At 38.4% G+C, this 26,759-nt stretch carries 31 protein-coding genes; 26 read left to right on the forward strand and 5 right to left on the reverse strand.

Features of this window, described 5'->3' with window-relative positions; all coding sequences use genetic code 11:
* Nucleotides 1-4 precede the first annotated feature (4 nt).
* A complete protein-coding gene (locus AC6UD2_RS05095) occupies nt 5-1,009 on the forward strand; it encodes a serine hydrolase domain-containing protein (protein WP_039144372.1) in 1,005 nt (334 codons plus the stop codon).
* A 44-nt stretch (nt 1,010-1,053) separates the two neighbouring features.
* On the opposite strand, the gene AC6UD2_RS05100 is transcribed toward AC6UD2_RS05095, so the two are convergent.
* Nucleotides 1,054-3,444 carry a Xaa-Pro dipeptidyl-peptidase gene (locus AC6UD2_RS05100; protein ID WP_500698218.1) on the reverse strand — a complete coding sequence of 797 codons (2,391 nt, stop codon included), beginning with the start codon at nt 3,442-3,444 and terminating at the stop codon, nt 1,054-1,056.
* Between the two features lie 126 nt (nt 3,445-3,570).
* On the opposite strand from AC6UD2_RS05100, the gene AC6UD2_RS05105 reads away from it, so the two are divergent.
* Entirely contained in the window at nt 3,571-3,930 is a 360-nt protein-coding gene (locus tag AC6UD2_RS05105; protein WP_500698219.1) for a DUF1516 family protein, read from the forward strand.
* 38 nt (nt 3,931-3,968) lie between these two features.
* Here AC6UD2_RS05105 and AC6UD2_RS05110 read toward each other — a convergent pair whose 3' ends face one another.
* Both AC6UD2_RS05110 and AC6UD2_RS05115 read right to left on the reverse strand, forming a co-directional pair.
* On the reverse strand, nt 3,969-4,673 hold the full coding sequence (locus AC6UD2_RS05110) for a type 1 glutamine amidotransferase (RefSeq protein WP_010021936.1): 705 nt from the start codon (nt 4,671-4,673) through the stop codon (nt 3,969-3,971).
* Entirely contained in the window at nt 4,673-6,025 is a 1,353-nt protein-coding gene (locus AC6UD2_RS05115; protein ID WP_500698220.1) for a MurT ligase domain-containing protein, read from the reverse strand. Before AC6UD2_RS05115 ends, AC6UD2_RS05110 begins: the two co-directional genes overlap by 1 nt.
* Before the next feature lie 229 nt (nt 6,026-6,254).
* On the opposite strand from AC6UD2_RS05115, the gene AC6UD2_RS05120 reads away from it, so the two are divergent.
* From AC6UD2_RS05120 to AC6UD2_RS05235, 24 genes are all read left to right on the forward strand, one after another.
* Complete coding sequence (locus AC6UD2_RS05120; RefSeq protein WP_500698221.1) at nt 6,255-6,827, forward strand: thymidine kinase; 573 nt, start codon at nt 6,255-6,257, stop codon at nt 6,825-6,827.
* A gap of 19 nt (nt 6,828-6,846) precedes the next feature.
* Nucleotides 6,847-7,935, forward strand: coding sequence for a peptide chain release factor 1 (prfA, locus tag AC6UD2_RS05125; RefSeq protein WP_010021939.1), 1,089 nt, complete (start codon nt 6,847-6,849; stop codon nt 7,933-7,935).
* A complete protein-coding gene (gene prmC / locus AC6UD2_RS05130; protein WP_039144358.1) occupies nt 7,919-8,770 on the forward strand; it encodes a peptide chain release factor N(5)-glutamine methyltransferase in 852 nt (283 codons plus the stop codon). The genes prfA and prmC overlap by 17 nt, the downstream gene beginning before the upstream one ends.
* 14 nt (nt 8,771-8,784) lie before the next feature.
* Nucleotides 8,785-9,798 (forward strand): L-threonylcarbamoyladenylate synthase, encoded by a 1,014-nt coding sequence (locus tag AC6UD2_RS05135; RefSeq protein WP_500698222.1) that lies wholly within the window; start codon nt 8,785-8,787, stop codon nt 9,796-9,798.
* A gap of 37 nt (nt 9,799-9,835) precedes the next feature.
* The gene (gene glyA / locus AC6UD2_RS05140; protein ID WP_500698223.1) at nt 9,836-11,080 is read left to right on the forward strand and encodes a serine hydroxymethyltransferase; all 1,245 of its coding nucleotides are present in this window, start codon (nt 9,836-9,838) and stop codon (nt 11,078-11,080) included.
* Nucleotides 11,081-11,151: 71 nt separating this feature from the next.
* Nucleotides 11,152-11,784, forward strand: a complete 633-nt coding sequence (gene upp / locus AC6UD2_RS05145) for a uracil phosphoribosyltransferase (protein WP_039144350.1) — start codon at nt 11,152-11,154, stop codon at nt 11,782-11,784.
* Between the two features lie 298 nt (nt 11,785-12,082).
* Nucleotides 12,083-12,793 (forward strand): F0F1 ATP synthase subunit A, encoded by a 711-nt coding sequence (atpB, locus tag AC6UD2_RS05150; RefSeq protein ID WP_010021945.1) that lies wholly within the window; start codon nt 12,083-12,085, stop codon nt 12,791-12,793.
* Nucleotides 12,794-12,813: 20 nt separating this feature from the next.
* The gene (gene atpE / locus AC6UD2_RS05155) at nt 12,814-13,026 is read left to right on the forward strand and encodes a F0F1 ATP synthase subunit C (RefSeq protein ID WP_010021947.1); all 213 of its coding nucleotides are present in this window, start codon (nt 12,814-12,816) and stop codon (nt 13,024-13,026) included.
* Nucleotides 13,027-13,067: 41 nt separating this feature from the next.
* Nucleotides 13,068-13,586, forward strand: a complete 519-nt coding sequence (gene atpF, locus AC6UD2_RS05160; RefSeq protein WP_010021949.1) for a F0F1 ATP synthase subunit B — start codon at nt 13,068-13,070, stop codon at nt 13,584-13,586.
* Complete coding sequence (atpH, locus tag AC6UD2_RS05165; RefSeq protein ID WP_500698224.1) at nt 13,573-14,115, forward strand: ATP synthase F1 subunit delta; 543 nt, start codon at nt 13,573-13,575, stop codon at nt 14,113-14,115. The genes atpF and atpH overlap by 14 nt, the downstream gene beginning before the upstream one ends.
* A gap of 36 nt (nt 14,116-14,151) precedes the next feature.
* Entirely contained in the window at nt 14,152-15,687 is a 1,536-nt protein-coding gene (atpA, locus tag AC6UD2_RS05170) for a F0F1 ATP synthase subunit alpha (protein ID WP_500698225.1), read from the forward strand.
* Between the two features lie 22 nt (nt 15,688-15,709).
* Nucleotides 15,710-16,636, forward strand: a complete 927-nt coding sequence (locus AC6UD2_RS05175) for a F0F1 ATP synthase subunit gamma (protein WP_010021953.1) — start codon at nt 15,710-15,712, stop codon at nt 16,634-16,636.
* Between the two features lie 23 nt (nt 16,637-16,659).
* The gene (gene atpD, locus AC6UD2_RS05180) at nt 16,660-18,084 is read left to right on the forward strand and encodes a F0F1 ATP synthase subunit beta (protein WP_010021954.1); all 1,425 of its coding nucleotides are present in this window, start codon (nt 16,660-16,662) and stop codon (nt 18,082-18,084) included.
* 13 nt (nt 18,085-18,097) lie between these two features.
* Nucleotides 18,098-18,526, forward strand: a complete 429-nt coding sequence (locus tag AC6UD2_RS05185; protein WP_010021955.1) for a F0F1 ATP synthase subunit epsilon — start codon at nt 18,098-18,100, stop codon at nt 18,524-18,526.
* 127 nt (nt 18,527-18,653) lie between these two features.
* A complete protein-coding gene (locus AC6UD2_RS05190) occupies nt 18,654-18,884 on the forward strand; it encodes a DUF1146 family protein (RefSeq protein ID WP_010021956.1) in 231 nt (76 codons plus the stop codon).
* Nucleotides 18,885-18,904: 20 nt separating this feature from the next.
* Entirely contained in the window at nt 18,905-20,197 is a 1,293-nt protein-coding gene (murA, locus tag AC6UD2_RS05195) for a UDP-N-acetylglucosamine 1-carboxyvinyltransferase (RefSeq protein WP_039144342.1), read from the forward strand.
* A 107-nt stretch (nt 20,198-20,304) separates the two neighbouring features.
* On the forward strand, nt 20,305-21,318 hold the full coding sequence (locus AC6UD2_RS05200; RefSeq protein WP_500698226.1) for a rod shape-determining protein: 1,014 nt from the start codon (nt 20,305-20,307) through the stop codon (nt 21,316-21,318).
* Between the two features lie 14 nt (nt 21,319-21,332).
* Complete coding sequence (yidD, locus tag AC6UD2_RS05205) at nt 21,333-21,608, forward strand: membrane protein insertion efficiency factor YidD (protein ID WP_500698227.1); 276 nt, start codon at nt 21,333-21,335, stop codon at nt 21,606-21,608.
* A gap of 41 nt (nt 21,609-21,649) precedes the next feature.
* On the forward strand, nt 21,650-21,865 hold the full coding sequence (locus AC6UD2_RS05210) for a DUF2969 family protein (RefSeq protein ID WP_010021961.1): 216 nt from the start codon (nt 21,650-21,652) through the stop codon (nt 21,863-21,865).
* A gap of 30 nt (nt 21,866-21,895) precedes the next feature.
* The gene (locus AC6UD2_RS05215) at nt 21,896-23,092 is read left to right on the forward strand and encodes an FtsW/RodA/SpoVE family cell cycle protein (protein ID WP_500698228.1); all 1,197 of its coding nucleotides are present in this window, start codon (nt 21,896-21,898) and stop codon (nt 23,090-23,092) included.
* Nucleotides 23,093-23,186: 94 nt separating this feature from the next.
* Complete coding sequence (locus tag AC6UD2_RS05220) at nt 23,187-24,323, forward strand: D-alanine--D-alanine ligase family protein (protein ID WP_500698229.1); 1,137 nt, start codon at nt 23,187-23,189, stop codon at nt 24,321-24,323.
* Between the two features lie 82 nt (nt 24,324-24,405).
* Nucleotides 24,406-24,987, forward strand: coding sequence for a DNA-3-methyladenine glycosylase I (locus tag AC6UD2_RS05225; RefSeq protein WP_500698230.1), 582 nt, complete (start codon nt 24,406-24,408; stop codon nt 24,985-24,987).
* A gap of 17 nt (nt 24,988-25,004) precedes the next feature.
* On the forward strand, nt 25,005-25,511 hold the full coding sequence (locus AC6UD2_RS05230; protein ID WP_500698231.1) for a helix-turn-helix domain-containing protein: 507 nt from the start codon (nt 25,005-25,007) through the stop codon (nt 25,509-25,511).
* Between the two features lie 39 nt (nt 25,512-25,550).
* A complete protein-coding gene (locus AC6UD2_RS05235; protein WP_500698232.1) occupies nt 25,551-25,889 on the forward strand; it encodes a hypothetical protein in 339 nt (112 codons plus the stop codon).
* A 22-nt stretch (nt 25,890-25,911) separates the two neighbouring features.
* On the opposite strand, the gene AC6UD2_RS05240 is transcribed toward AC6UD2_RS05235, so the two are convergent.
* Nucleotides 25,912-26,403, reverse strand: coding sequence for a universal stress protein (locus AC6UD2_RS05240; protein ID WP_010021967.1), 492 nt, complete (start codon nt 26,401-26,403; stop codon nt 25,912-25,914).
* 68 nt (nt 26,404-26,471) lie between these two features.
* Nucleotides 26,472-26,756: a hypothetical protein gene (locus tag AC6UD2_RS05245; protein ID WP_010021968.1), complete on the reverse strand. Its 285-nt coding sequence runs from the start codon at nt 26,754-26,756 to the stop codon at nt 26,472-26,474.
* Nucleotides 26,757-26,759: the final 3 nt, after the last annotated feature.

Below are 26,759 nucleotides of genomic sequence, written 5' to 3' on the forward strand. Positions count from 1 at the left end.
CAAAATGAATTTTTCAAAGACAAAGAATAAAATTAAACAAATGGTTGAAGATCAAAGTATCCCCGGAGCTTCATTTTCATTTATTACTGGGATGAACGTTGAAAGTGACGAAGTGGGCTTGAAGCAGGTTGAGCCAAGTGAACAGCCTGTTGGCCCGAACGATGTATACGACATTGCTTCATTAACCAAGGTAGTTGGCACTTTACCAGTGGTCATGCGGTTACTTCAGGACGGACGCATTCACCTGGATGATTCTGTATCGGATTATCTGCCAGAATGGCAGTATCCTGAAGTTACGATTAGACATTTACTAACGCATACTTCTGGGATTGAAGGCTACATTCCTAATCGAAATGAAATGAACATTAATCAACTTCGTGAGGCCCTTTTGGGACTGCACGTGGGTGATAATTTTGATAAAAAAATGAAGTATGCAGACGTTAATTACATTTTTTTAGGCTGGATTGCTGGACTCGTTATGGGAATTCCGATTCAACCCTTAATTACCCAGATGGTCTTAAATCCGTTGGGGTTAAATGAGACGACCTTTCACCCGGATGCCCAACGGTCGGTTCCAACGACCTATAACGAAAAAACGGGGACTAACTTGCAAGGGAAAGTTCATGATCCTAAAGCTCAGATTTTAGGTGATGACTGTGGCTCAGCTGGGATGTTTAGTACCCTCAACGATTTATCGCGCTTTGCACAATGGATGTTGCAAATTAATGACCGCAGTAACATCTTTAATAATGAGACTTTTGATGAGCTATATACCGATCAAACTCCGATGGGTGATGGAACTCGTTCGTTTGGTTGGGCCCTAGCGGATTATGATGACAATCCATATATTTGGCAGTCAGGATATACAGGAGTTGTTATGGTCCTTGTTCGTGAACGAAAGAGTGGGTTTGTTTTCTTATCAAATCGAGTTCACCCCCAATTACGGGAACACTTTATGGAAGATCGCAATGATTTAATTAATACGTATCTTGATGAATTATTTAATTAATTAAAAGCACGTTTACCCTTAAAAAAGAATAAACGTGCTTTTTTTTATTTGTGTGGAATTTTTAAATAACTATTTTCTAGGTCAATTGTATAATCAATTTTCTGATTGCCACGTTGTGTCATTTGAAAATCAGTTCCATACAGGACTAATCCTAACTTTCTTCCAGCTGGTAGATGGTAAAAGGTTGGTTGGAAAGTTAGGTCGATATCATAAAACTGATGGGGTACAAGTTCATCATTTTGGTAGGATGAATGCCGATTTTGAAGGTTCATGTGACCAAATGAGATCATTTTATTAGGTGTGGGATGTTTATTTAAGGTAAATTCTCTTAGATCATCTGGATACCACTTGTGTCCTAGCAGTAGTCCCTTTGGTACAAGAGTTGTAGGGGTAACGTTCAATCGGTTAGCCTCTCCATAATCAACCAGTCGGGCTGACAAAAGTCCCACATTCTTGGACGTTGCGATTCTTAAATGAAGCTTTGGAAAGCCAGAAATGATCTGGTCTTCCGTCAAATTAGGAGTCTTGAAGAGAAGTTGGTTTGCTTTTAGTGGGCCATTTTGATCAAGCAAGTCTTTTGCCCATTTTTGGGGACTGGTACGGTATTGCTTAAATTCTGCTTGATCTAATTGATCATGATAAGTTAGTTGGCCTGTTTTTGAAGTATCAGTTAATCCATGTTGGTTTAGGTAATATTTTTTCCCGCTATTATCAAGCCAACTTTTCTGCTTGGTCCAAGTTTCTGGCTTTACGTTATCCTGGACGATCATATTGGGAATTTGTTCCATTACATCGTTGTCAACGTCGTATAGTTCGTGTGAAATCCACATGTTAACGATGTCATTAAAATCAAATGATCGAAAAGCGTTGATATAAATGTGTTGACCCTGGTGCAGGATAATTTTTTTATTAATTGGAAGATGAGAAATTCCCTGCCATAGTTTAGCAGCATTTACTGGTTTGACGTTCCAATCATTCAATCCTTGGACGATTAATACATCAGCTTTGATGTTGGAAACATCGTTGCGATAATTTCGTTCATCCCAGAACTCATTATAGTTACCCGTTGTTCGATCCATTAAGTTTTTCATACTTGCCAGATAGCGATCAAAGAAGGGGCGAATTTTTAGATTATCCCCGGGATTTAAGCTTCGACTAAAGGTTTCAGCGGCCAGGACATCAGCATCTTCACCCTGAAAACCACCAGGGGCCATTACTAGTCCGTTTTCACGATAGTAATCGTACCAAGATGAAATCGCCGCCTCTGAGATGATGGTTTTAAGGCCATCCACTCCGGTAGTGGCGGCTGCGTTGGCCAGTGTTCCAAGGTAAGAGCGACCAGTCATGGCTACGTTACCATTAGACCAGTCAGCTTTTATCTCAATGTTATCGGTTCGATTAGTAAATGCTCGTCGTTTATGATTAATCCATTCGATGACCGCTACGGTAGCGTCAGTCTGAGCGTGTGAACCACAAGTTTGGATCCCGTCAGAATCCTTGGTTCCAATTCCGGCAGAGTAGACCACAGCATATCCGCGCATCAAGAAGTAGTCATTTAGGGTGTAACCAGGTTTAGGGGTGTGGTGTTCAGTAGCATGATCGGAAAAGCCCATGATTTTTCTGGTACTGAACTTTTGTGGTTGTTTCTGATACTGAATATCAGAGTACGTGGTATCGTCGGGTTCTTTTCGGGCAAGAGGTTCATCTACGTTATGGGTCATTTGTTCGCCCCAATCATCATTAGTTCCTTGATCGTAGGGACTGGCAGTATAAAGTGTTCCTAACTTGAATGAAGTTTTAGGACGAGTGATCTCGACTTTAATTAAGTCGGCATTGCCATCTTTATCAGAATCAGTGTCTGTTTCTACGTAGACGGTTTCGTAGATTAGGTCGTTTGGTTCAAAGATTGCCTGGGCTTTACCGTTAAAAAAGAGGGGATGTTCTTTTGAAATTCCCTTAAAAAAGCCTTGATTGGCTAAGTGATCTAGGTATGTTTGCCCATTTTTAGTGTGGGTGGTTAGGAGAAGATACCAGGCTTTTAGAAGATCGTTCTTATTCCACTTTGCTGTCTTGGAAATGTACGCTAAATTAATTTTTTTCATTGCTGAAATTGGATCATTGATTTTAAAATCAACGTCTGCTTGAAACTGAAGTAATTGAAGGACAACTAAATAAAAGACCTGTTGATTAATTTCACCATTATTTACTAAGTAATTACCTAGTTGTTGGTCCGGGGTTGCAAGTAAATTATTTAATTTTTCAATTTGACTGCTTTTATCATTCACATTAACGAGAGCTTTTTTAAGTAATTTCAAAAAGGCATCTGCAACGTTCTTAGAATTTTCAATCTCTACTGGATCGAATCCAATTTGGGCTAACTCTTGTTTAACAGTATTCAGATTAACTGATTTCTGGGCAAACTGATTATTTTTCATATTTATCACACCATTTCTTTAATTGCAGTAATTATGCCATAACCAAAGAATGGTGTTAACGAATTACAACTAAAAATCCAGCACGGTTTACGTGTATAATGAAGGTAAGCTAAATAAGGAAGTGTTATGATGCTCGTTTGGATTCATTTACTTATATGGTTGGTTTTATTTATTGCAGTTTGTATTGCGCTTTTTTCAAACTGGCACTTTAAGGCCATGACCATGATTGCTAGATTATGTTATGTAATTTTAATCATCTCAGGAATTTTCTTAGTTCCGTATGCCTGGGGACGTGATCCGATTCTGACGATTGTTAAAATTATTTGCGCACTACTGTTGATTGGTTTAATTGAAATGGCATTTGCTTTTAAATCACAACAAAAACTATCAAAAACATTTTTGTGGATTACCATTGTTGCGATTATTATTGTCGCAATCATCGGGATTATGCTGGCTGGTGGTCGTCCATTCATTCATTTTATGTAAAAAATAAGCACTACCAACTAGTTGGTAGTGCTTTAATTTTAAAATGAATCAACCTTAACTTTGGGCTTTTCGCTTGTAAAATCAGTCTCTGGATATTTCTTTTCCAGGGCGTGAAACATCATTCTTTTGGCTAGATTGCCATTTCGCGCTAGGATTGGACCATGGAAGTAGGTACAAACGGTATTTTTGTAGATGGCACCTTCTGTTCCATCTTTACCGTTGTTTCCGTGTCCTTTAATGACTTTCCCCAGAGCACGCTCGCTTGGACCTAAGTAGGTCACTCCGGCATGGTTTTCGAAACCGTGGTACTTTTCTTTGGTTTGTTCATTTTGAATTTCAATATTACCAATAAAACGGTTATCTTTCATGGCATCAGTATAGTGATCAAGGGCGCCAATTCCGGGTAATTTCTTACCATTAGCAGCAACATAGTAGTTACCTAGAAGCTGGAAGCCACCACAAATGGCAATGACCGGTTTACCTTGTTCAATGAATCGTTTGATTTCATCTTTTTTAGTCTGAATATCTTTAGAAACGATGGTTTGTTCGAAATCTTGACCACCACCAAATACCATGAAATCATAATCATCCGCGTTAAAATCTTCTTCAAGACTGACAACGTTTGACGTAACTTCTACACCAATTTGTTTGGCGTAGTAACGTAGCGAAAGAATGTTACCAATATCGCCATAAGTATTCATTAAATCACCGTACAGGTGAGCGACTCGAATGGTTTTTGTCATTAGTCCATCCCTCCTTTAATGAATCCTTTTTGTGCTAGTAAATGTCTAAACTGTAGCATTGCTGTGTAAGTTGCTAGGACATACACTTTTTTAGTTGGTAATGTTTTAATTTTTTCGAGTACTTTATCAATGCTAGGCTCAACTAGGTGGTCTTTATCTTGAACTCCAGCAACTTTGAGTCTAAATGTAATGTCCTTGTACCGTTCACCACCGGAGATGAATTTTTTAATGTTCATTTTTGGAAGTCGTTCGAAATCACCGTCCCAGATCCAACTTGTGTCGATTCCATCTGCGTAGTTAGCGTTTTCGAGGAAGACGAATGAGAAGGGATCTTTTTCGTGTGAGATCATATCAATTACCTGGTTAAGTCCAACAGGGTTTTTAACTAAAACAATGGTAACTTCTTTGTCGCCAACCTTGATTTCTTCCTGTCTTCCAAACAAACGCTTATTGGTTTCAAAGGCATGCTTGATTTGATCGGGTCGAACTCCCATTTGACGACCTGCAGCATAGGCGGCCAGGGCGTTATAGATGTTGTATGTTCCACCAACGTCAATGGAATATTGATTTCCATCGATATCAAACGTTGAGCTTGTGGGAGTTTCGTCAACAACCTTAGTAACTTTGTATTCTAGTGCTGGTCTATGAAAACCACAATTAGGGCAGAAGTAGTCGCCAAGGTTTCCGTAAGTAATGTAATGGTAATGCATGATGTGAGAACAGACCGGGCAAAGAACTCCGTCGGTGTTAGGAACCGCTCTAAGATCTTTATCGGCGGGTTGATCTTCAAACCCGTAAAAGATCTGTTGATTAGGCATCTTTTTAGAATTAAAGATGGCCGAATCACCGTTGGCAACTACTAGTGCGTCTGGTGCTAATAGAATTCCATTTAGAATTTTTTGATAAGTGGTGTAAATTTCACCATACCGATCCAGTTGATCTCGAAAGATGTTGGTTAAAACAAACATTTTGGGTTTGATAGCTTCTACCACTGGTTTCACGTTTGCTTCATCGACCTCTAGGACCGCAATTGGATTCTCACCATATTTGGGATGTTTGGCCTGGAGAAAGGTTGAAACAATTCCTTGGGTCATATTTGAACCCGTTGGATTAGTTAAAATCTGACTATATTCTTCCTTTAAGACCTGGACGATTAAAGCGGTCGTCAGCGTTTTTCCGTTGGTACCAGAAACGATGATAACATCGTAATTTTTGCCTAGAGTTTTTAAAATATTGGGATCAATTGCAGTGGTTATTTTTCCTGGTAATGAGCTACCACGGTGCAAAAAGTTATGCAAAAACCAGTAAGATGACTTACCAGCCATGGTGGCAATTCTACTCTGAAATGACATAAATGGGTTCTCCTTGAGAAATGATTAGTTTTACACAATCAAAAAATATTTTAGCATAAAATCACTCTTATAAGTAGAATAGCGGCTAATTTAAAAAAAAGCAATTTACAATGGTAGAACAAATTTTGAATTTGGATGCGAAAAGGTGGTAAATTCGATATAATGAAACAGTTAGTGAAAAAGAGAAAAGGGTGATAGTTTGGCGCAATTATTCTTTCGATATGGAGCAATGAATAGCGGAAAATCAATCGAAATAATCAAAGTGGCCCATAATTATGAGGAGCAGGGTAAATCAGTTATTTTGATGACCAGTGGGGTCGATACCAGGGAGAAGAAGGGTACCATTGCTTCTCGGATTGGCTTAACGCGTAAGGCCCTCTCAATTAATGCTGATTCTGACGCACTTAAGATGGTCAAAGCAGAGATTGAAAAGCGCGATGAACCCATCAGTTGTGTGTTAGTTGATGAGGCGCAATTCTTAAATAAACATCACATCTTCGAATTAACTGAAGTGGTAGATCAATTACATATCCCGGTCATGGCATTTGGGCTCAAAAATGATTTTCAGAACAAATTATTTGAGGGCTCAAAGTATTTACTGTTGTATGCGGATAAAATTGAAGAGATGAAAACAATTTGCTGGTTCTGTGAAAAAAAGGCAATTATGAATCTTAGAGTCCATGACGGGAAGCCTGTTTATGAGGGTGAACAGATTTTTATGGGCGGCAATGAGTCCTATTACCCAGTTTGTCGCTACCATTACTTTAATCCGCCAATCGAAGCACAGAAGAGTAAGGAGTAATAAAATGGCTGAAGCCGATATGGATAAGATTTTTGATAAATTGCAATCCGTTTCTGACAGATACGATGAACTGAATGAATTAATTAGTGATCCGGAAATAATTGCTGATACACAAAAGTTCATGAAGCTGTCGAAAGAAGAGGGTAGCCTCAGAGAAACGGTTGAAACTTATAACAAGTATAAAAAGATTAGTAAACAGTTGGATGACGATGAGACCATGCTCAGAGAAAAGCTCGACAGTGAGATGGAAGAGATGGTTAAGTCCGAGATTAGTGATCTAAAGGATCAAAAAGCAAAGTTAGAAGAGCAAATGAAACTGCTGTTGATTCCTAAAGATCCTAATGACGAAAAGAACATCATCATGGAGATTCGTGGTGCTGCTGGTGGTGATGAAGCTAGTTTGTTTGCTGCGGATCTGTATAATATGTACACCAAGTACGCAGAACGACAGGGATGGAAGATTGAAGTGATTGATGAGACTGACACTGAAGTTGGTGGATTCAAAGAGATCGTTTTGATGATTACTGGTGATAAGGTTTATTCTAAGTTAAAGTATGAAAATGGTGCCCATCGGGTTCAACGGATTCCTTCCACTGAGTCGGCTGGACGAGTTCACACTTCAACGGCCACTGTTGGTGTAATGCCAGAAGAGGAAGACGTTGATATTGACATTGATCCCGGTGACATTCGGACGGATGTTTATCGTTCTTCAGGAGCTGGTGGACAACATATTAATAAAACATCATCAGCGGTGCGGATGACCCACTTACCAACTGGAATTGTGGTTGCCATGCAAGATGAACGTTCCCAACAGCAAAACCGGGCTAAGGCAATGCGAGTTTTAAAAGCGCGGGTTTACGATTACTACAAGCAAAAAGAACAAAATGAATATGATGAAAAGCGTAAGGATGCGATTGGGACGGGGGATCGTTCTGAAAGAATTCGTACTTACAATTATCCGCAAAATCGGGTCACTGATCACCGCATTGGTTTAACTTTAAATAAGTTAGACAAGATTATGGATGGTGATTTAGATGACATTATTGATGCCCTAATTGTTTCTGATCAGGCTAAAAAGCTGGAGAAGTTAAATGATTCAGAAGCTTAAAAAGAATGCCACCGTTTTTGAAGCCCTTAATTGGGCTTCTTTGCGTCTTAAGGAGAAAAATTTGGATCCCGACCAGGGACGTTGGTTGATGAGGTCATTAATGGGGTGGAATCTAACCAACTTACTGATGAATTATCGGTTGAATTTAACTGATGATCAGCAAAGTCAGTTTATTCAAATGGTAAATCGGATCCTTAATTATGAACCACTTCAGTATGTCATTGGAACGACAGAATTTTACGGATATCACTTTCAGGTTAATCCAAATGTCTTAATTCCAAGACCTGAGACCGAGGAGTTGGTGGAATGGGTCTTAAATGAGCACGATGACCAGCCGATAAGTGTTTTAGACTTGGGAACTGGAAGTGGTGCCATCGCAATTTCGTTAAAAAAGCAACGTCCTAAGTGGAACGTAACGGGTTCGGATGTTTCTGAAGCCGCGCTAAAAGTAGCTCAAGCAAACGCAATAGCCAATCATGCTGAGGTGAAAATGGTTGAAAGCGATCTATTCGATTCTTTTAACGGACAAAGATTTGATTTAATTGTTTCTAATCCGCCATATGTCGCTAAAGATGAAATTAAGTATATGGATGAAAGTGTCTTAGAGTATGAACCACGTCAGGCACTCTTTGCACAAGATCATGGTCTTGCGGTTTACCAAAAGATTGCAAAGAACATTCATGCTTACTTAAAGAAGAATGGTTCACTTTATTTAGAGATTGGCTTTAAACAGGGAAATTCAGTCAAACGTTTGCTAGAGGCTGATAACCCTGACCGATCGGTTCGTCTAAGAAAAGACATGGCGATGCGTGATCGGATGATTAAAATGAAATAAGGAGAATGAATAAGATGGATACTAAGATATTTACACCGGATCAAATTCAAGCGGCAGCAGCTGAGCTTAAAAAGGGTAATTTGGTCTCATTTCCAACCGAAACGGTCTATGGATTAGGAGCAGATGCTACTAATGTCTCGGCTGTGAAGAAGGTTTATAAAGCTAAAGGACGTCCAAGTGACAATCCATTAATTGTGCACGTTGCTGACGTTGAGACGGTTGAGAAGTATGCCCAACCACTAGATGAAAACGTCAAAAAGTTGATGAAGACGTTTTGGCCAGGTCCATTGACCATTATTTTGAAATTAAAGCCAGGGGCTCTTGCAAAAGAGGTTACTGGAGGGCTTGATACTGCTGCCTTTCGAAACCCGAATAAACAATCTACTTTGAACTTAATTCAAGCTGCTGGAGTTCCACTTGTAGGACCATCTGCTAATACCTCGGGCAAGCCAAGTCCGACCCTTGCTAAGCATGTTTATCATGATTTAAATGGTAAGATTGCTGGGATCTTAGATGATGGGGCCACCGATTTTGGTGTTGAGTCGACGGTCATTGACATGTCGACTGATAAACCTGCCATTCTTCGACCTGGTGCTGTTACCGTGGATCAAATTGAGCGGGTGATTGGACCGGTGGATGATGCTGTGCACCATGTGAGTGCCGATCAAGTTCCAAAGGCTCCCGGAATGAAGTATCGTCATTATGCTCCGGATGCACAGGTTCAGGTTGTTGATCATAAAGATGACTGGAAACGTGCTGCTGATTGGATTAAAGGTCAGGATGAAACTGTGGGTGTAATGGCCACGGATGATGTGATTGATTCGATTAATTGGCCCCAAAATGCTGAATTGTATAGTTTAGGAAAAGATGTTTCAACCGCTAGTCACTTACTTTTTGCCGGCTTACGCCATTTTGACCTAGAAGATGGTGTCGACAATATTCTGACACAGGGATTTCCTGCGACTGAATTGGGAGAAGCCTATATGAATCGATTAAATAAATCAGCGGGACAAAAACACTTTGAATAAGTATAATTGACTCAACTAATAAATTGGGGTTGATAATATGACAAATAAAGACTACGAAAAAATGGATCCTGAGCTCTGGGATGCCATTCATGACGAAAAAAAGCGTCAGGATAACACGATCGAGCTCATTGCTTCCGAAAATATTGCTTCGAAGGGTGTTCGGGCTGCGCAAGGTTCAGTTTTAACCAATAAGTACGCAGAAGGATATCCTGGTCATCGATATTATGGTGGATGTGAGTATGTTGATAAGGTTGAGACTTTAGCCATTAATAGAGCAAAAGAACTATTTGGTGCGGAATACGTAAACGTTCAACCTCATTCCGGGTCTCAAGCTAACCAGGCAGCTTATGCTGCTTTTCTAAAACCAGGTGAAAAAATTCTTGGAATGGATTTAAATGCTGGGGGACACTTGTCTCACGGTGCTAAAGTTAACTTTTCTGGTAAGATTTACCAATCATTTACTTACGGAGTTGATCCACAAACTGAACAATTGGACTATGACAATATTCAGAAGATTGCTGAAGAAGTCCAACCCCAAATTATTGTTGCGGGGGCCTCGGCTTATAGTCGAATCATTGATTGGAAGCAGTTTCGTAAAATTGCCGATAGTGTTGGAGCGTATTTAATGGTAGATATGGCTCATATTGCTGGTTTAGTGGCAGCTGGATTGCATCCCAGTCCAGTTGGAATTGCCGATGTAGTTACTACCACTACTCACAAGACTTTAAGGGGTCCTCGTGGAGGAATGATTTTAAGTCAGGAAAAGTATTCTAAGAAAATTAAGTCGGCGGTTTTCCCTGGCACTCAAGGTGGACCACTGGAACAGGTAATTGCTGCGAAAGCAGTCGCTTTTCATGAAGATTTACAACCTGACTTTCTTGACTATTCCAAACAAATCCTTAAAAACGCAAACGCGATGGCTGATGAATTTAACCAATCAGATCATCTAAGAGTAGTTTCAGGTGGAACTGATAATCATTTGATGACCGTGGATCTAACCGATACTGGTTTGAATGGAAAGCAGGTTCAAGACATGTTGGATTCGTTAATGATCACTACTAACAAGGAAGCAATTCCAAATGAAAAGTTAAAACCAACTTTAACGAGTGGTTTGCGAATTGGAACTCCTGCTATTACCTCAAGGGGATTTGATGAGGACGATTCTAGAAAAGTTGCAGATTTAATTATTAAAGCAATTGATAATTATGACGACCCGAGCGTGTTAGCACAAATTAAGGGTGAAGTAGCAAAGTTGTGTAAGGAGAATCCCATTACCCGATAGGATTCTAGAAATTTTTGTTTGTTCCTTGTGTTATAATATTGATAAATATAATACAAAGAGGAGAGTGCGTTATGGGCGAGTTTCACGTAATGGATCATCCGTTGATCCAACATAAATTAAGCATTATTAGAGATAAGAATTGCGGGACACGTGAGTTTAGAGAAGTCGTCAATGAGATTGCTAGTTTGATGGTTTTTGAAGTTGCTCGTGATATGCCGCTTAAAGACGTTGAAGTTGAGACACCTGAGGGAACTGCGCACGCTAAGAAATTAGCTGGCAAAAAAGTTGCCGTAGTTCCAATTCTTAGAGCTGGAATTGGAATGGTTGATGGAGTTCTTGATTTGATTCCAACGGCAAAAGTTGGCCATATCGGGATGTATCGTGATGAAAAGACCTTTCAACCACATGAATACTTTCTAAAATTACCAAGTGATATTGGCGAACGACAAATCTTTGTGGTTGATCCGATGCTTGCCACGGGTGGTTCAGCAATCATGGCCCTTGATGCATTAAAGAAACATGGCGCTAACCCTAAGAACATCAAATTTGTTTGTTTGGTTGCGGCTCCAGAGGGTGTTAAAGCGGTTCAAAAAGCCGAACCGGATGTTGACATCTATGCGGCGGCGCTTGATGATCATCTTGACCATGGATACATTGTTCCTGGTTTAGGTGATGCCGGAGATCGTTTGTTTGGTACTAAATAAATATTAATTTTAAGTGAGAGCGAGTTAACTCCCACTTTTTTTGTTGGATTGCTTTACTTAAAGGTGGTATTTGAGTTTTATAAACTGCGATTGTGTAACAATTGTTATAGAGACTATAAAATTAGAATTTTTGGTGCTTTATAGCTTTGAAATTTGCTCAGAATGGTGGTATTATTTCATCAGATTTGAATAAGTGAGCATGTGACTTATTTAAATAATGAATCGCAATTATTCAACTACTTTTTTATGGCACGTTTTTTATTGCGAGTGATAATAGTTGCGAAAAGAGGTGATATCTGTGGAGCCAACTCGTACTTTTCAATTTTTAGGTCTTACTTTCAACGTCAGCAATATGATTTCTGGTGTGATTGTGGCTGTCATTTTGTTTGCGTTTATATTTGTCTGCTCGAGAAACCTGCAGTTGAAGCCAAAGGGTAAACAAAATTTATTGGAGTACATGATTGATTTTACAAATGGAATTATAAAGTCAACGATCGGAAATGATGCACCTAAGAAATATGGACTATGGGCTTTTACGCTATTCTATTTCATCTTAATAGCTAACCTGCTTGGACTGTTTATACATATTCAGGTAGGTAACATTGTTTATGTTAAGAGTCCAACGGCTGATCCAATCGTTGCCTTAACGTTCTCATTAATGTCTCTGACATTTGCTATGTATAGTGGTGTTGAAAAGTTGGGTTACAAGGGACACTTTAAGGGATTCTTACAACCTGTCTTCTTGTTCCTACCAATCAACCTGCTTGAGGAGCTTACGAACTTCTTAACGCTTGGAATTCGTGTTTATGGGAATATTTTTGCTGGAGAATTGTTGGCCGGAATAATTGCTAATTTAGCATTTTCAAATGGATTGTGGCTGGTTCCGGTCGCTGCCCCGCTTGAATTGGCATGGCAAGGATTCTCAGTGTTTATTGGCTGTATTCAAGCCTATGTATTTGTAACATTATCATCTGTATATGTTTCTCAAAAATTATCAATTGAGGAATAAGAAAATAGGAGGATTATATTATGGGAGCTATTGCTGCTGGAATCGCAATGTGTGGTGCCGCTATTGGTGCCGGAATTGGTGACGGTTTAATTATTTCCAAGATGCTTGAAGGTATGGCACGTCAACCAGAATTATCAGGTACACTTAGAACTAACATGTTCATTGGTGTTGCCTTAGTCGAAGTTATGCCCATCTTGGCCTTTGTTGTTGCCTTCTTGGTTATGAACAAATAAAGAAAACATTTTCTTAGTTTAGAAAAAGGAGGTGTCAATAGATGTATACACATTTAGTTATTGCGGCTGGATTCAACGTTGGTGATATGTTGTTTTATGCCATTTTGTTCTTACTTCTAATGTGGATTGTTAAGATTTTCGCTTGGAAGCCAATTACCAAAATGATGCAAGATCGTTCAACTAAGATTGCCAACGATATTGATTCTGCTGAAAAATCACGTAACGACGCTGCTAAGTTAGCAAAAGAACGTGCCGATGCATTACAGAACTCGCATGACGAAGCAACTAAAATCGTTAGTGATGCTGAACAAGCTGGTCAAAAACGTCGAGACACAATTATTTCCGATGCTCAAAATGATGCTAAAGGTTTAAAAGATAAGGCTCATAAAGATATCGAACAAGAACGTGAAGACGCTTTAGCAAGTACTAAAGATGATGTGGCAGATTTATCTATTGAGATTGCTTCCAAAATCATTAAGAAGAACTTAAATGCTGATGATCAAAAAGCATTAATCGATTCTTATATTGAAGGGCTAGGTAATCCAAATGAGTCTAGATAAGGTTACGCTTGCCAAAAGATATTCTAATGCGTTGTTTCAAGTCCTGGAAGAACACAATGAATTGGAAACTGGAAACGCTGAATTAATGGCTATTAAAGCTGTTTTTCAAAATGATCCTAGTTTATCAATGGCATTGGCTGGTCCAGTTCTTGATCTTAAGCAAAAAGATTCGATCATTAATTCTTTGATTGATGGCGCAACTTCTGAGTACGTCAAGAATTTCGTAAAAATGGTTTATGACTATGGACGTATTAATGATATGGTCGCGATTATTGATGAATTTGGCAAATTATATGATAAGAAACAAGGAATCGTGCGTGCTAGCGTAGTTACAGCAGTTCCAATGAATGACGAAGAGAAAGATAAATTAACCCAAACATTTGCTCAACGAGTTGGTGCTAAGACGGTTGATTTGTCTGCGAAAGTAGACAGTAGTATCATTGGCGGCGCAATCTTGTCGTCTGATAACGTTGTTTACGACGGAAGCGTTCGAACAAAGATTAAAGAAGTGCGAAAACTGCTCTCTTAGTCGATAAGATATCTATATTGAAGAGGTGAAACTTTTATGAGCATTAAGGCTGAAGAAATTAGTGCCCTAATTAAAAAACAATTAGATGGCTACAAAGACGAACTTAACGTCGACGAAACCGGTGTTGTTACCTATGTTGGTGATGGTGTCGCTCGTGCATATGGTCTAGATAATGCTTTATCCGGTGAATTACTGGAGTTCCAAAACGGTGTTTATGGAATGGTGCAAAACCTCGAAAGCAACGAAGTTGGTATCGTTGTTTTAGGTGACTTTACAGGTATTCGTGAAGGTGACAGTGTTAAAAGAACCGGAAGAATCATGGAAGTTCCTGTTGGAGACAACATGGTTGGACGAGTTGTTAACTCATTAGGTCAACCAATTGATGGTAAAGGTGAGATCAAGACTGATCAAACTGCTCCAATTGAGAAAAAAGCACCCGGAATCATGCAACGTCAAAGTGTTAAACAACCACTACAAACTGGTATCAAATCAATTGATGCTTTGGTTCCAATTGGTAGAGGTCAGCGTGAGCTGATCATTGGTGATAGAAAAACTGGTAAGACTTCAATTGCGATTGATACGATCTTGAATCAAAAAGATCAAGATATGATTTGTATTTACGTTTCAATTGGACAAAAAGATTCAACTGTTAGACAACAAGTAAACACGCTCCAAAAGTATGGTGCGATGGATTACACGATTGTCATGTCAGCTGGTCCATCTGAACCTGCCCCATTGCTTTACATTGCTCCATATGCTGGTGCAACAATGGGTGAATACTTCATGGATAAAGGAAAAGATGTTCTGATTGTTTTCGATGATTTAACGAAACAAGCTAATGCTTATCGTGAACTTTCCTTAATTTTGAGACGTCCACCTGGCCGTGAAGCATATCCTGGTGACATTTTCTACACTCACTCACGTTTACTTGAACGTGCTGCTAAATTGAGTGACAAGATGGGTGGCGGTTCAATGACCGCTCTTCCAATCGTTGAAACTCAAGCAGGGGATGTTTCAGCTTATATTCCAACCAACGTAATTTCGATTACCGATGGTCAGATCTTCTTAAATTCTGACATGTTCTATTCTGGAGATCGTCCAGCTGTTGATGCTGGTACTTCAGTTTCTCGTGTTGGTGGAGATGCTCAAATCAAGGCAATGAAGAAAGTTGCTGGTACATTACGTTTGGATCTTGCTTCATATCATGAACTAGAATCATTTGCTCAATTTGGTTCTGATCTTGATGAAGCTACTAAAGCTAAACTGGATCGTGGTGCTAGAATGGTGGAAGTATTAAAACAACCACTTCATTCTCCACTACCAGTTGAAAAACAAGTTTTGATTTTGTATTGCTTAACTCATGGTTACTTAGACAAGATCGCAGTTGATGATGTTTTAAGATTCCAGGATGAGATTTTCAAATTCTTTGATGCTAGTTATTCTGACTTACTTGAGACCATTAAGAAGACTGGTGATCTTCCAGATGAGAAGAAATTAAACAGTGCAATTCAAGAATTTGCAAGCACCTTTAAGCCCTCGGCTAAGGGTGACAGTGTAGTTAATAGTAATTAACTTGAAGGGAGGATAACAACTAATGGCTGAATCGATGAATGATGTAAAGCACAGAATCGCATCGACCAAGAGTACGCGTCAGATTACCGAGGCGATGCAGATGGTTTCAACTGTCAAGTTGAACAGAATTCAGGCACATACTGTGAACTATAATCAGTATGTATCTAAGGTTAAGTCTGTAATCGCTCATCTGGCTCAGTCCGATTTGTTAGAGGATAATAAACCTTCAAGTCAAGATTCAAAAAATGCTAAGAAAAAGACTGCGTATATTGTAATTTCATCCGATCGTGGAATGGTTGGAAGTTATAACAGTAATGTGATTAGAGGTACGAACGAGTTTATTGAAAAACATACTCCGAATACCGATGATTATATGATTTTAGCAATTGGTGGTAGTGGCGCTGACTTCTACAAGAAGCGTGGTGCAAACGTAGCGTACGAAAATCGTACGGTTTCAGATGTACCTACTTATACTGAAGTTCAAGGAATCGTTAAAACAATCACTTCAATGTATAACGACGGAATTTATACCGACTTGTACATTTGCTATAACCATTTCATTAACCGAATTTCTTCTGATTTTAGAGCCGAAAAGCTCTTGCCAATGGACAAAGATTCCATTCAATCTTCCATGGATGAAAAAGATAGTGGTCAAGCTGGATCTGATGTTAAAGTGAAAAACTTGATTGAAGATTACGATATTGAACCATCTGCTAAAGCAGTATTGGGAGTCGTAATTCCACAATATGCTGAAAGTTTGATGTACGGGGCAATCTTGGATGCCAAAACTGCTGAACATGCTTCAAGTTCGACAGCAATGAAATCTGCTACGGATAATGCCGATGATTTGATTTCATCATTGGAACTTAAGTATAACCGTGCACGACAGGCCGCAATCACTACCGAAATTACAGAAATTACTGGTGGTCAAGAAGCATTGAACCAATAATAGATGGGAGGAATTAAAGCATAATGAATACTACTGGTAAAGTACAACAAGTTATCGGACCAGTTGTTGATGTTAAATTTCCCCTAGACGGTGATTTACCAGAAATCAATACTGCTTTGAACATTAAAAAGGGTGACAACCAACAGTTAGTTGTCGAAGTTGCTCTTGAATTAGGTGACGGAGTAGTACGGACCATTGCCATGGACGGAACTGATGGTTTACGTCGTGGAATGGATGTTGAAAATACTGGTGCTCCAATTGAAGTTCCAGTAGGTAATGATACTCTAGGTCGAGTATTTAATGTTTTAGGTCAACCGATTGATGGTGGACCTGAGTTTGGACCTGATCAGACAAGATGGGCCATTCACAGACAGCCACCTAAGTACGATGAGTTAAACCCATCTACTGAAGTTCTTGAAACTGGAATTAAAGTTATTGATTTATTAGCTCCATATATTCGTGGAGGTAAAGTTGGATTATTCGGTGGTGCCGGTGTTGGTAAGACTGTTTTAATTCAGGAATTAATTCATAACATTGCCCAGGGTCATAACGGTATTTCCGTTTTCACTGGTGTTGGTGAAAGAACCCGTGAAGGTAATGATATGTACTTCGAAATGAAAGGATCAGGTGTCTTAAAGCAGACTGCCATGGTGTATGGTCAGATGAATGAGCCACCTGGTGCTCGTATGCGTGTTGCATTAACTGGTCTTACAATCGCTGAATACTTTAGAGATGCAGAAGGAGACGATGTCCTTCTATTTATCGATAATATCTTCAGATTTACCCAAGCTGGTACTGAAGTTTCAGCTTTGTTAGGTCGTATTCCATCAGCCGTAGGTTATCAGCCTACGTTAGCTACTGAAATGGGACAGCTACAAGAACGAATCACCTCGACTAAAAAAGGTGCGATTACTTCAATTCAAGCTGTTTATGTTCCAGCCGATGACTACACCGACCCAGCTCCTGCAACTACGTTTGCCCATTTGGATGCTACTACCAACCTTGAACGTTCATTGACGCAACAAGGTATTTATCCTGCCGTTGATCCGTTGGCTTCAACTTCATCTGCTCTTTCTCCAGAAATTGTGGGACAAGAACACTTTGACGTTGCCAGCCAGGTTCAACACGTTCTTCAACGATATCGTGAATTGCAAGATATCATTTCAATTCTAGGAATGGATGAATTGTCTGACGAAGAAAAGACCATTGTTGGTCGTGCTCGTCGAATCCAATTCTTCCTATCACAAAGCTTTACGGTTGCTGAACAGTTTACTGGTCTTCCTGGTAAATACGTTCCAGTTAAAGATACTATCGCAGGTTTCAAGGGAATCCTTGAAGGTAAATACGATAATATTCCAGAAGATTGTTTCAGAAACTGTGGTGGAATTGATGATGTTGTTGCTAATTACAACAAACTGAAAGAACAAAAAGCAAGTCAGAGCAAATAGGAGGGTGATCTAATTGGCTGATAATAAATCATCAGTATTAACCGTTAGTATCGTTACTCCTGATGGCGAAGTTTATTCCAACGATCAAGTTACTATGGCCGTTATTGAGACCATGATGGGTGATCTTGGAATTCTAGCTAACCATGTTCCAGTGATTGCTTCTTTAAGAATTGGTGAAACGAGATTCAAGTTTAATGGGAATGACATGGACACCGTTGCCGTTAATGGTGGCTTTGCTGAATTTTCCAATAATACTTTGACAATCGTTGCTGATAGTGCTGAGCGTAAAGGTGACATTGATGTATCGAGAGCTACTCATGCCCGTGAGCGTGCAGAACAGAAAATTAAAGATGCTCAATCTAAGAACGATACGGATGCTTTGAAACGTGCACAAGTTGCATTACAAAGAGCTGTTAACCGAATTAATGTTGCACAGCATTAGTTTTAAAAAAGAGGAACTTTCTAGTTCCTCTTTTTTGTTACAATTTTTTACATGGACCTCCGATTTACGACAATTAGGTATTTTTATGATAGTATATACTAAGAATGAATATTAGGAGTATCGCGTAATGAACCCATTTGGAGTTGAATCATTAATCACAATAATTAGCCAGCTATTCTTTATTGCAGTAGCTTTTTGGGCTATACAAGGAATTCACTTTGAACGGTTCTTACCAATTCAAGAGCGTCAAGGTAAGGTCTTAATTGTCTTACTTTCGATCGTGATTGGTTTTATATGCAGTTCGTTCTTTATGTCATTCATTGATAACTTAAAAAATTTAACAGTACTATTTAAATAATACTTATAGGAGAGAGTACCATGGAAAAAATTGTTGTGCATGGCGGAAATAAGCTTAATGGACGAGTTCACATTGAGGGTGCCAAAAATGCTGTTTTACCGATTCTAGCTGCTACTATTCTTGCTAAAGATGGTCAGACCGTTTTAACTAATTGTCCCATGCTGTCCGATGTTTTTACTATGAATCAAGTTTTAAAACATTTAGGCATTAAAGTTGATTTTGATGAAAATAAAAATAAAATTACCGTGGATGCTTCCGGTGAAATTTCACCAGAAGCTCCATATGAATACGTTTCAAAAATGAGAGCATCAATTGTGGTTATGGGACCACTTCTTGCTCGTTTAGGACAGGCTAAGGTTGCTTTGCCAGGCGGATGTGCAATTGGCAGTCGTCCAATTGACTTACATTTACGTGGTTTTGAAGCTTTAGGCGCCCATATTGAACAACATGATGGCTACGTTGAAGCTTCTGCTCCAAATGGATTAGTTGGAACTGATATTTACTTTGATTTTCCAAGCGTCGGAGCAACACAAAACGTGATGATGGCAGCTACCCTTGCTAAGGGAACCACTAAGATTCAAAATGTTGCTCGTGAGCCTGAAATTGTCGACTTACAAAAGGTATTAAACAAAATGGGTGCCAAGGTTTCTGGTGCTGGTACTAATACAATCACAGTAGTTGGAGTTAAAAGTCTTCATGGTGCTGATCATGAAGTGGTTCAGGATCGGATTGAGGCTGGAACCTTTATGGTAGCGGCTGCGCTTACTCAAGGCAATGTTTTAATTGAGAATGGAATTACTGAACACAATCTTCCTTTGATTTCTAAAATGAAACAGATGGGGGTAAAAGTTGAGCAGGAACGTGATGGGGTTCGAGTAATCGGCCCCGCTGAATTAAAACCGGTTGACGTTAAAACTGCTCCATACCCAGGGTTCCCTACTGATATGCAGCCTCAAATGACTGTTCTTCAATTAGAGGCTAATGGTGTTAGTAAATTAACAGAAACGGTGTTTGAAAACCGATTTATGCATATGGAAGAACTGCGCCGAATGGGTGCTAATTTTGATATTAAAGGTCAATCAGTCATTATGTATGGACCAACTCATTTTGAGGGTGCCAAGGTTGCGGCAACTGATCTTAGAGCTGCCGCTGCGCTGATTTTAGCAGGATTAGTTGCTGATGGGTATACTGAAGTTACCAATCTCAAGTATCTTGATCGTGGGTACTATGAATTTCACAAGAAGCTCCAAAAGCTTGGTGCAGAAGTTGAACGAATTCCCATCAAAGAAAGCGACGCAATTGCTAATGACTAACTTTGATCGTTAGAAAAACTTAGATAATTTCGTATGTGATAATTCTCTTTTGCTATTATGAATATGCTATAATTTAGTTAAACGATGTTACGGAAGGAAGTATTTTTATGGCACAAGATATTGGGATTGATTTAGGAACTGCTAACGTTCTTATATACGTTACAGGAAAGGGTATTGTTCTTAATGAACCATCTGTAGTTGCCGTTGATACAAAGACTAATAAGGTATTAGCGGTTGGTACTGAAGCTTACCAGATGGTTGGAAGAACTCCCGGAAACATCAAAGCCATTCGACCATTAAAAGATGGAGTAATTTCTGATTTTGACATCACTCAGGAAATGCTTTCATATTTTATTAGTAAATTAAGCGTTAAGGGCGTTGTTTCTAAACCACAGACAATGATCTGTGCTCCTACAAACATCACTAACATTGAACGAAAAGCAATTATTCAAGCAGCAGAACGAGCAGCTGGTGGACAGGTTTTCATCGAAGAAGAACCAAAGGTAGCTGCTGTTGGTGCGGGAATGGATATTTATCAACCACATGGTAGTATGGTCATCGATATGGGTGGGGGAACCTCAGATATTGCGGTTCTTTCACTTGGAGATATTGTGGCTAGTAAGTCACTGAAAATTGCCGGTGATGTTATGAATGGTGATATTGTTAATTTCTTAAAACAAGAACATAATCTCATCATTGGAGAACATACTGCTGAACGAATCAAGATGCAGATTGGAACGGCTGACGTATCAAGTCAAGATGTCAAAGAAATGGAAGTTAGAGGTCGTGACTCAGTCAGTGGGATGCCAAAGTCGGTAACCATTACTAGTCAAGAGGTTGCTCAAGCCATTAATGGATCTATTAATTCAATTGTATCTGGAGCAAAGGCAGTTCTTGAAACTATTCCTCCAGAAATCTCAGCTGATATTATTGATCGTGGTGTTATGTTAACTGGTGGCGGAGCACTACTTAAAGACATTGACACTGTAATTGCGAATGCTTTGACGGTTCCAGTTTATATTTCTGAAGATCCATTAGATAACGTTGCTAAAGGTGCTGGTGAAATGCTAGAACACATGAGTAACACTAAGAAGAATCGAGGGTTCTTCAGTAGAAAATAATTGAGAGAAAAAAGTTGAAACGAATATTTATATCTTTAATCAAATTTTATCAGCATTTTATTTCACCGTTATTTCCGCCTAGTTGTCGTTACTCACCGACTTGTTCCCATTACACGCTTGAAGCAATCGACCGCTTTGGAGCTTTTAAAGGGACTTTGATGGGTACCGCCCGAATTTTACGATGCAATCCACTTGTAAAAGGTGGATATGATCCCGTTCCAATGAAGTTTTCACTGGGTAGAAATAAGGAAGCTGAAGAAGATTATCGTCGCTCAATGAAGTTAAAATAGTTGATTTTATCAACTATTTTTTATTCTAGGAGGTTTTAGAAGTGTCGAGAAAAGAAAAACAAATTGGAGTTAATATCGTCGAGGATCCAGAAGAAAAAGCGTTAAAGTTAGTTCAAATTGGTGGCCATACCGTCGGTACAATTGAAGAAAAAAATGGGAAATCTGTTTGCGTAATCGGTGATAAAACTTTCCATGAAAATAGTGAGGAAGATGCTGTCGCTGAAGTAATAAGAGAGTATAATTTACATCAAAGATAAGTATGATCTTATAAAAAGGGAGTTCTAATCGTGTTTAATAAGTCGGAAGATATAGACGATAATCGAATCGATTGGGAAATTATCTTTTGTGTACTGATGCTTGCTTTGGTAGGTTTAGGATCAATTTTTGTAGCAGCAAGTCATGACACTAGTCAGACTAGTGTCGTAAAAGCGGTGGTATCTCAACTAGTATGGTACGCAATTGGAGCAATTGCGATTGTCGTTGTGATGCAGTTTGATTCTGAACAGTTGTGGAAACTTGCGCCATACGCGTATTGGTTTGGAATCTTTCTTCTAGTCGCTGTCCTGTTCTTATACAGTCGATCTTATGAAGCACAGACCGGTGCTAAGAGTTGGTTTCAACTGGGTCCACTAACATTTCAACCATCAGAAATTATGAAACCAGCGTACATCTTGATGCTAGCAAAGGTGATTGCTGCCCATAATAATGAACATCCCATTCATGAGCCACGAACGGATTGGGCACTACTTGGTAAAATGATTTTATGGACAATTCCAATCGTAATTCTGTTGAAGTTACAAAATGATTTTGGTACGACCATCGTGTTTATTGCTATTTTAGCTGGCATGATGATTGTCTCGGGAGTTACTTGGAAAATCCTCGGTCCCATCTTTGGAGTGACTGGTGGTTTAGGCGTGATTGCCCTTACCCTGGCTATTACCAAAGAGGGACGAGCATTACTAGGAAACTTTGGTTTCAAAGCTTATCAATTTGCTCGAATTGATACCTGGTTGCATCCTGAGTCAGATACGAGTAACCAAGGGTTTCAATTGTGGCAAAGTATGAAAGCTGTCGGTTCGGGAGGATTATCCGGAACTGGATTTAACGTTTCTAAAGTGTATGTGCCAGTTCGTGAATCTGATATGATTTTTTCCGTAATGGGAGAAAACTTTGGATTCATTGGTGGCGTTTTATTGATTTTACTTTATTTCTTATTAATTTATGAAATGATTAAAGTTACCTTTGAAACTAAGAATGTTTTCTATGCCTACATTTCTAGTGGAGTAATCATGATGATCTTATTCCATGTTTTTGAAAACATTGGAATGAGTATCGGATTGCTTCCGATGACTGGGATTCCACTTCCATTTGTGAGTCAAGGAGGATCAGCCTTAATTGGTAATATGATAGGGATTGGGTTGATAATGTCAATGCAATACCATAATAAGAGCTCAATGTTCAGTACAGAAAAGAATTTCTCATAAAGCATGTTTATTCATGCTTTTTTATTTGGTTTCATCTACAATGAATTTTTTGTGTTATACTTAAGGTTCTATTATGAACGACAGAGGTGCGAAAATGACTAAAAATAAAAAGCACGTTGCGCTATTATTCGGTGGAAATTCATCAGAGCACGACGTCTCAAAAAGATCCGCGCATAATATTTATGATGCGATGGACAAGGATAAGTACGAAGTCAGCTTATTCTTAATTACCAAAAATGGAATTGTCTTGAGCAATGAAGCTTCTCACCGTGTATTTGACGGTGAAGATGAAGCTGATGTAGTAAAAGATGAGATTCCCAAGTTAGACATGAATAATCCCTTAGCACCTATCATTAATTTTGATAGTACTAGTGATATTGATGTTTTCTTTCCAATTATTCACGGAAATCTTGGTGAAGACGGAACGATTCAAGGGTTGTTACGTTTAATGAACAAGCCATACGTGGGTAGTGGAATCTTAGCTTCAGCAATGGCATATGATAAAGACATTACTAAGAAAATCTTAGATGAAGCTGGGATTAACAACACTAAATACGTATTGTTAACTCCAGATAATCGAAAAGATTGGAATTATGATAAGTTGGCAGCAAAATTGGGTTCTTTAATGTTTATCAAACCCGCTAATCAAGGATCTTCAATTGGAATTCACCAGGTTCATAATCAAGCAGAACTAGAAAGTGGATTAAACGATGCTTTTCGTTATGACAATAAAATTTTGATCGAAGAAGCCATTGAAGGTCCTGAAGAGGTTGAAATTTCTATTTTAGGAAATGAGGACCCTAAGGCTTCTAAACTTGGTGCAATTAAGGTTCCCGCTGATGATAAATTCTATACTTATGACAATAAGTTCGTAGATGCTAGTCAGGTTCGATTTACTATCCCAGTTCAATTACCTGATGGAGTTGATGATCAAATTACTAAAATGGCACTTGGAGCGTACAAAGCACTTGGATTAAAAGGAATGGCTCGAATTGATTTTCTGGTATCTAAAGACTTCAAACCATATTTAAGCGAAGTTAATACTTTGCCTGGCTTTACAAACATTTCTTTATATCCTCAACTTTGGGAAGCTTCTGGAATTAGTTACACCGATTTGATTGATCAATTAATTGAATTAGCATATGCGGAGTTTAATCGTCAATCTAAAATTCTTCATGATTTTAAGCCACTTCAAAAGGGTGACCAGAAAAAAGTTTATGAAGATAAATAAACAAAAAAGATTATGACTTAATTTAGTCATAATCTTTTTTGTTTTTAAGAATTGTTACGTATTTACTTAGTAGGAGGTGATAATGATGAAAAGATGTGATTGGGCTACTAAAAGTCCGCAGCTAATGGATTATCATGATACCAAATGGGGCGTTCCTGATTATGATGAACAATCGTTGTTTCGAGATTTGTCACTTGAAATTATGCAAGCTGGCCTCCAATGGAATCTAATTTTAAAAAAATTAGATGGATTGGATGATATTTATCATCAATTTGACTTCGATTACCTTGCTTATCATTTCGAGGAGGTTAGAAGGGAAGCCTTGAATGATATCCGAGGAATTCGAAATCGATCTAAAATCGAGGCAATTTTAACGAATGCCCAAATTATGGCTGAATTAGAAGCGCAAAACATCCATTTTTTTGACCAACTATGGCAGTTAGTTAATTACACGCCAATTGATCATTTAGTTAGTAATGATCAAGTTAATTTGGATGAAATGAAACCAGTGATGGAAAAGTTTAAGCGTATGTTTCAGAGATACCATTTTAAAAGAGTTGGTCCCATGACGCTCTATTCTTTTTTACAAGCATCAGGAATCGTTAATGATCATGATGTTGAGTGCTTTAGGCACGATGAGATTTTGAAATACAGAGGGAGATGACGGGCTTGGAAGTCATCATGCCCTCAAAAGCGTTATTAAAAAAGATCGGAATTAGAATTAGAAAACGACGGTTGAACCTTCATATGACCCAGGCAGAATTATCAAAAGGTCTTTGTACTCAATCGACGATTAGTGCGTTGGAAAACGATGGTTGTTTTAACCAATGGAGTATTATCCCAAAGATTGTATCACGATTAGGGATGAATCTGGATGAGATGTGTGTTTCTAATAATTACTGCTACGCCAAAGAATTATTGAAGCAAATTGAGTGTAATTTACTCCACTATCATTTTGAAAATGCCAACACCATCATCAAAACGATTAAAGTTGAAAATATTGATTCAAAAGAAATTAAGGGACGTTATTATTGTGAACGTGGATTTGCTGAATTATTTTGCGGTGTTTCTTTAGACGAAGTCACTTTATGTTTTCATACGATGATTGATACCTATGCAGTTAAGGCGAATGTTGTTTGTACAGCATGGAGTTACTTAGGGATGGCCATCTCATATCGTAGATTATGATGTCAAAAATTAGCCCATAAGTACTTAGATGATGCATTAATGAGAATGCATCATCTGCTTCATCAAAAGCAGACGAATTTAAACGAACGCTACATTATCGTTAAGTTAGGATTAGCGATTGTCACCTTTGCGTTTATTTCTAACAATTACCAACTGGTTATCAATGAATCGAATCGGATGATTGCTTATTTAAAGCGTAAATATTCTTTTTATTGTTTGAAATCATTTTATAGTTTGAAGTACTTGAGTTATAAACAGGAAAAATTATGTTCAAAAGCTAAAGCGATCCAGAACAAGATTAACTTGTTGAATGGGGTTCGTGATAGTGGGAGAATTGATAAATTATTAAAAATTGCCAAACAAAAAAGCATTCGTTAAATTTAACGAATGCTTTTTTGTTTTATTTAGTAACTTTTTGTTTTCCCTTTTTAGGATCAACTTTTTGGTTATTTAAGTTAGTTCTAACAACCAAAACGTCACAAATAGCCATTCGCGTTACATATTCGGTCACAGAACCAATTAGTAAGCGTTCAACAGCATTTAATCCAGTAGCTCCAATCATGATTAAATCAATGTTTAATTTGGTTGGTAACTCTTTAGAAATAATTGTTTTAGGTGCTCCATATTCTATTGAATAATCAACTTTGTCAACACCATCATCCTTGGCTTCACGAGCATATTGTTCTAGGGTTTTCTTAGCGTTTTGCGTTACTTCTTCAACCACGGAAGTATCAAAACTAGAAATGTTTTGAAAAGCTCGAGTATCAACAACGTGAACAATGTGCAAATGAGCATCATTTCGTTTGGCAACAGCAACGGCTTTTTTAAAAGCTAATTCGGATTCATATGAACCATCAACGGGAACTAAGATATTATTGTATTCTTGTAGCATAAAAACCACCTCAATGTTTTATTTAACTTAATTCTAGTATTTTTTACTTGAAAAGTCAGATATAAAGGTTATTTATCCATGTACTGAATGATAAAAACTTCTGGAATAACAGCACATAAACATCCGGCACATAAGACTAACAACGTGAAAACGGTGTTATCAAAGAACAATGAAATAATCCCGAAAATTGCTACTACGAGCAGTATGATTCCACTAATAATTAAAATGATCCTTAATGAAGGAAATTTTTCAGGATGAAAGAGAAGGAAACTTTTATGAGCATGAGTTAAAAAGTAGATTCCGTTAATAATTAAAATTACGGAGAAAAATAACATTAAGACTTTGATGAGCATTAA

Source organism: Fructilactobacillus sp. X2R5C2 (assembly GCF_059901375.1).

Coding starts and splice junctions, on each gene's coding strand:
- AC6UD2_RS05135 (WP_500698222.1), top strand. CDS start 8,785: ATGGATACTAAGATATTTACACCGGATCAAATTCAAGCGGCAGCAGCT.
- AC6UD2_RS05120 (WP_500698221.1), top strand. CDS start 6,255: ATGAATAGCGGAAAATCAATCGAAATAATCAAAGTGGCCCATAATTAT.
- atpF (WP_010021949.1), top strand. CDS start 13,068: ATGTATACACATTTAGTTATTGCGGCTGGATTCAACGTTGGTGATATG.
- AC6UD2_RS05200 (WP_500698226.1), top strand. CDS start 20,305: ATGGCACAAGATATTGGGATTGATTTAGGAACTGCTAACGTTCTTATA.
- AC6UD2_RS05175 (WP_010021953.1), top strand. CDS start 15,710: ATGGCTGAATCGATGAATGATGTAAAGCACAGAATCGCATCGACCAAG.
- prfA (WP_010021939.1), top strand. CDS start 6,847: ATGGATAAGATTTTTGATAAATTGCAATCCGTTTCTGACAGATACGAT.
- prmC (WP_039144358.1), top strand. CDS start 7,919: ATGATTCAGAAGCTTAAAAAGAATGCCACCGTTTTTGAAGCCCTTAAT.
- upp (WP_039144350.1), top strand. CDS start 11,152: ATGGGCGAGTTTCACGTAATGGATCATCCGTTGATCCAACATAAATTA.
- atpH (WP_500698224.1), top strand. CDS start 13,573: ATGAGTCTAGATAAGGTTACGCTTGCCAAAAGATATTCTAATGCGTTG.
- atpE (WP_010021947.1), top strand. CDS start 12,814: ATGGGAGCTATTGCTGCTGGAATCGCAATGTGTGGTGCCGCTATTGGT.
- atpD (WP_010021954.1), top strand. CDS start 16,660: ATGAATACTACTGGTAAAGTACAACAAGTTATCGGACCAGTTGTTGAT.
- AC6UD2_RS05190 (WP_010021956.1), top strand. CDS start 18,654: ATGAACCCATTTGGAGTTGAATCATTAATCACAATAATTAGCCAGCTA.
- AC6UD2_RS05235 (WP_500698232.1), top strand. CDS start 25,551: ATGAGAATGCATCATCTGCTTCATCAAAAGCAGACGAATTTAAACGAA.
- AC6UD2_RS05230 (WP_500698231.1), top strand. CDS start 25,005: ATGCCCTCAAAAGCGTTATTAAAAAAGATCGGAATTAGAATTAGAAAA.
- AC6UD2_RS05095 (WP_039144372.1), top strand. CDS start 5: ATGAATTTTTCAAAGACAAAGAATAAAATTAAACAAATGGTTGAAGAT.
- AC6UD2_RS05100 (WP_500698218.1), bottom strand. CDS start 3,444: ATGAAAAATAATCAGTTTGCCCAGAAATCAGTTAATCTGAATACTGTT.
- AC6UD2_RS05240 (WP_010021967.1), bottom strand. CDS start 26,403: ATGCTACAAGAATACAATAATATCTTAGTTCCCGTTGATGGTTCATAT.
- atpA (WP_500698225.1), top strand. CDS start 14,152: ATGAGCATTAAGGCTGAAGAAATTAGTGCCCTAATTAAAAAACAATTA.
- AC6UD2_RS05110 (WP_010021936.1), bottom strand. CDS start 4,673: ATGACAAAAACCATTCGAGTCGCTCACCTGTACGGTGATTTAATGAAT.
- AC6UD2_RS05220 (WP_500698229.1), top strand. CDS start 23,187: ATGACTAAAAATAAAAAGCACGTTGCGCTATTATTCGGTGGAAATTCA.
- AC6UD2_RS05245 (WP_010021968.1), bottom strand. CDS start 26,756: ATGCTCATCAAAGTCTTAATGTTATTTTTCTCCGTAATTTTAATTATT.
- AC6UD2_RS05115 (WP_500698220.1), bottom strand. CDS start 6,025: ATGTCATTTCAGAGTAGAATTGCCACCATGGCTGGTAAGTCATCTTAC.
- murA (WP_039144342.1), top strand. CDS start 18,905: ATGGAAAAAATTGTTGTGCATGGCGGAAATAAGCTTAATGGACGAGTT.
- AC6UD2_RS05225 (WP_500698230.1), top strand. CDS start 24,406: ATGATGAAAAGATGTGATTGGGCTACTAAAAGTCCGCAGCTAATGGAT.
- glyA (WP_500698223.1), top strand. CDS start 9,836: ATGACAAATAAAGACTACGAAAAAATGGATCCTGAGCTCTGGGATGCC.
- AC6UD2_RS05105 (WP_500698219.1), top strand. CDS start 3,571: ATGATGCTCGTTTGGATTCATTTACTTATATGGTTGGTTTTATTTATT.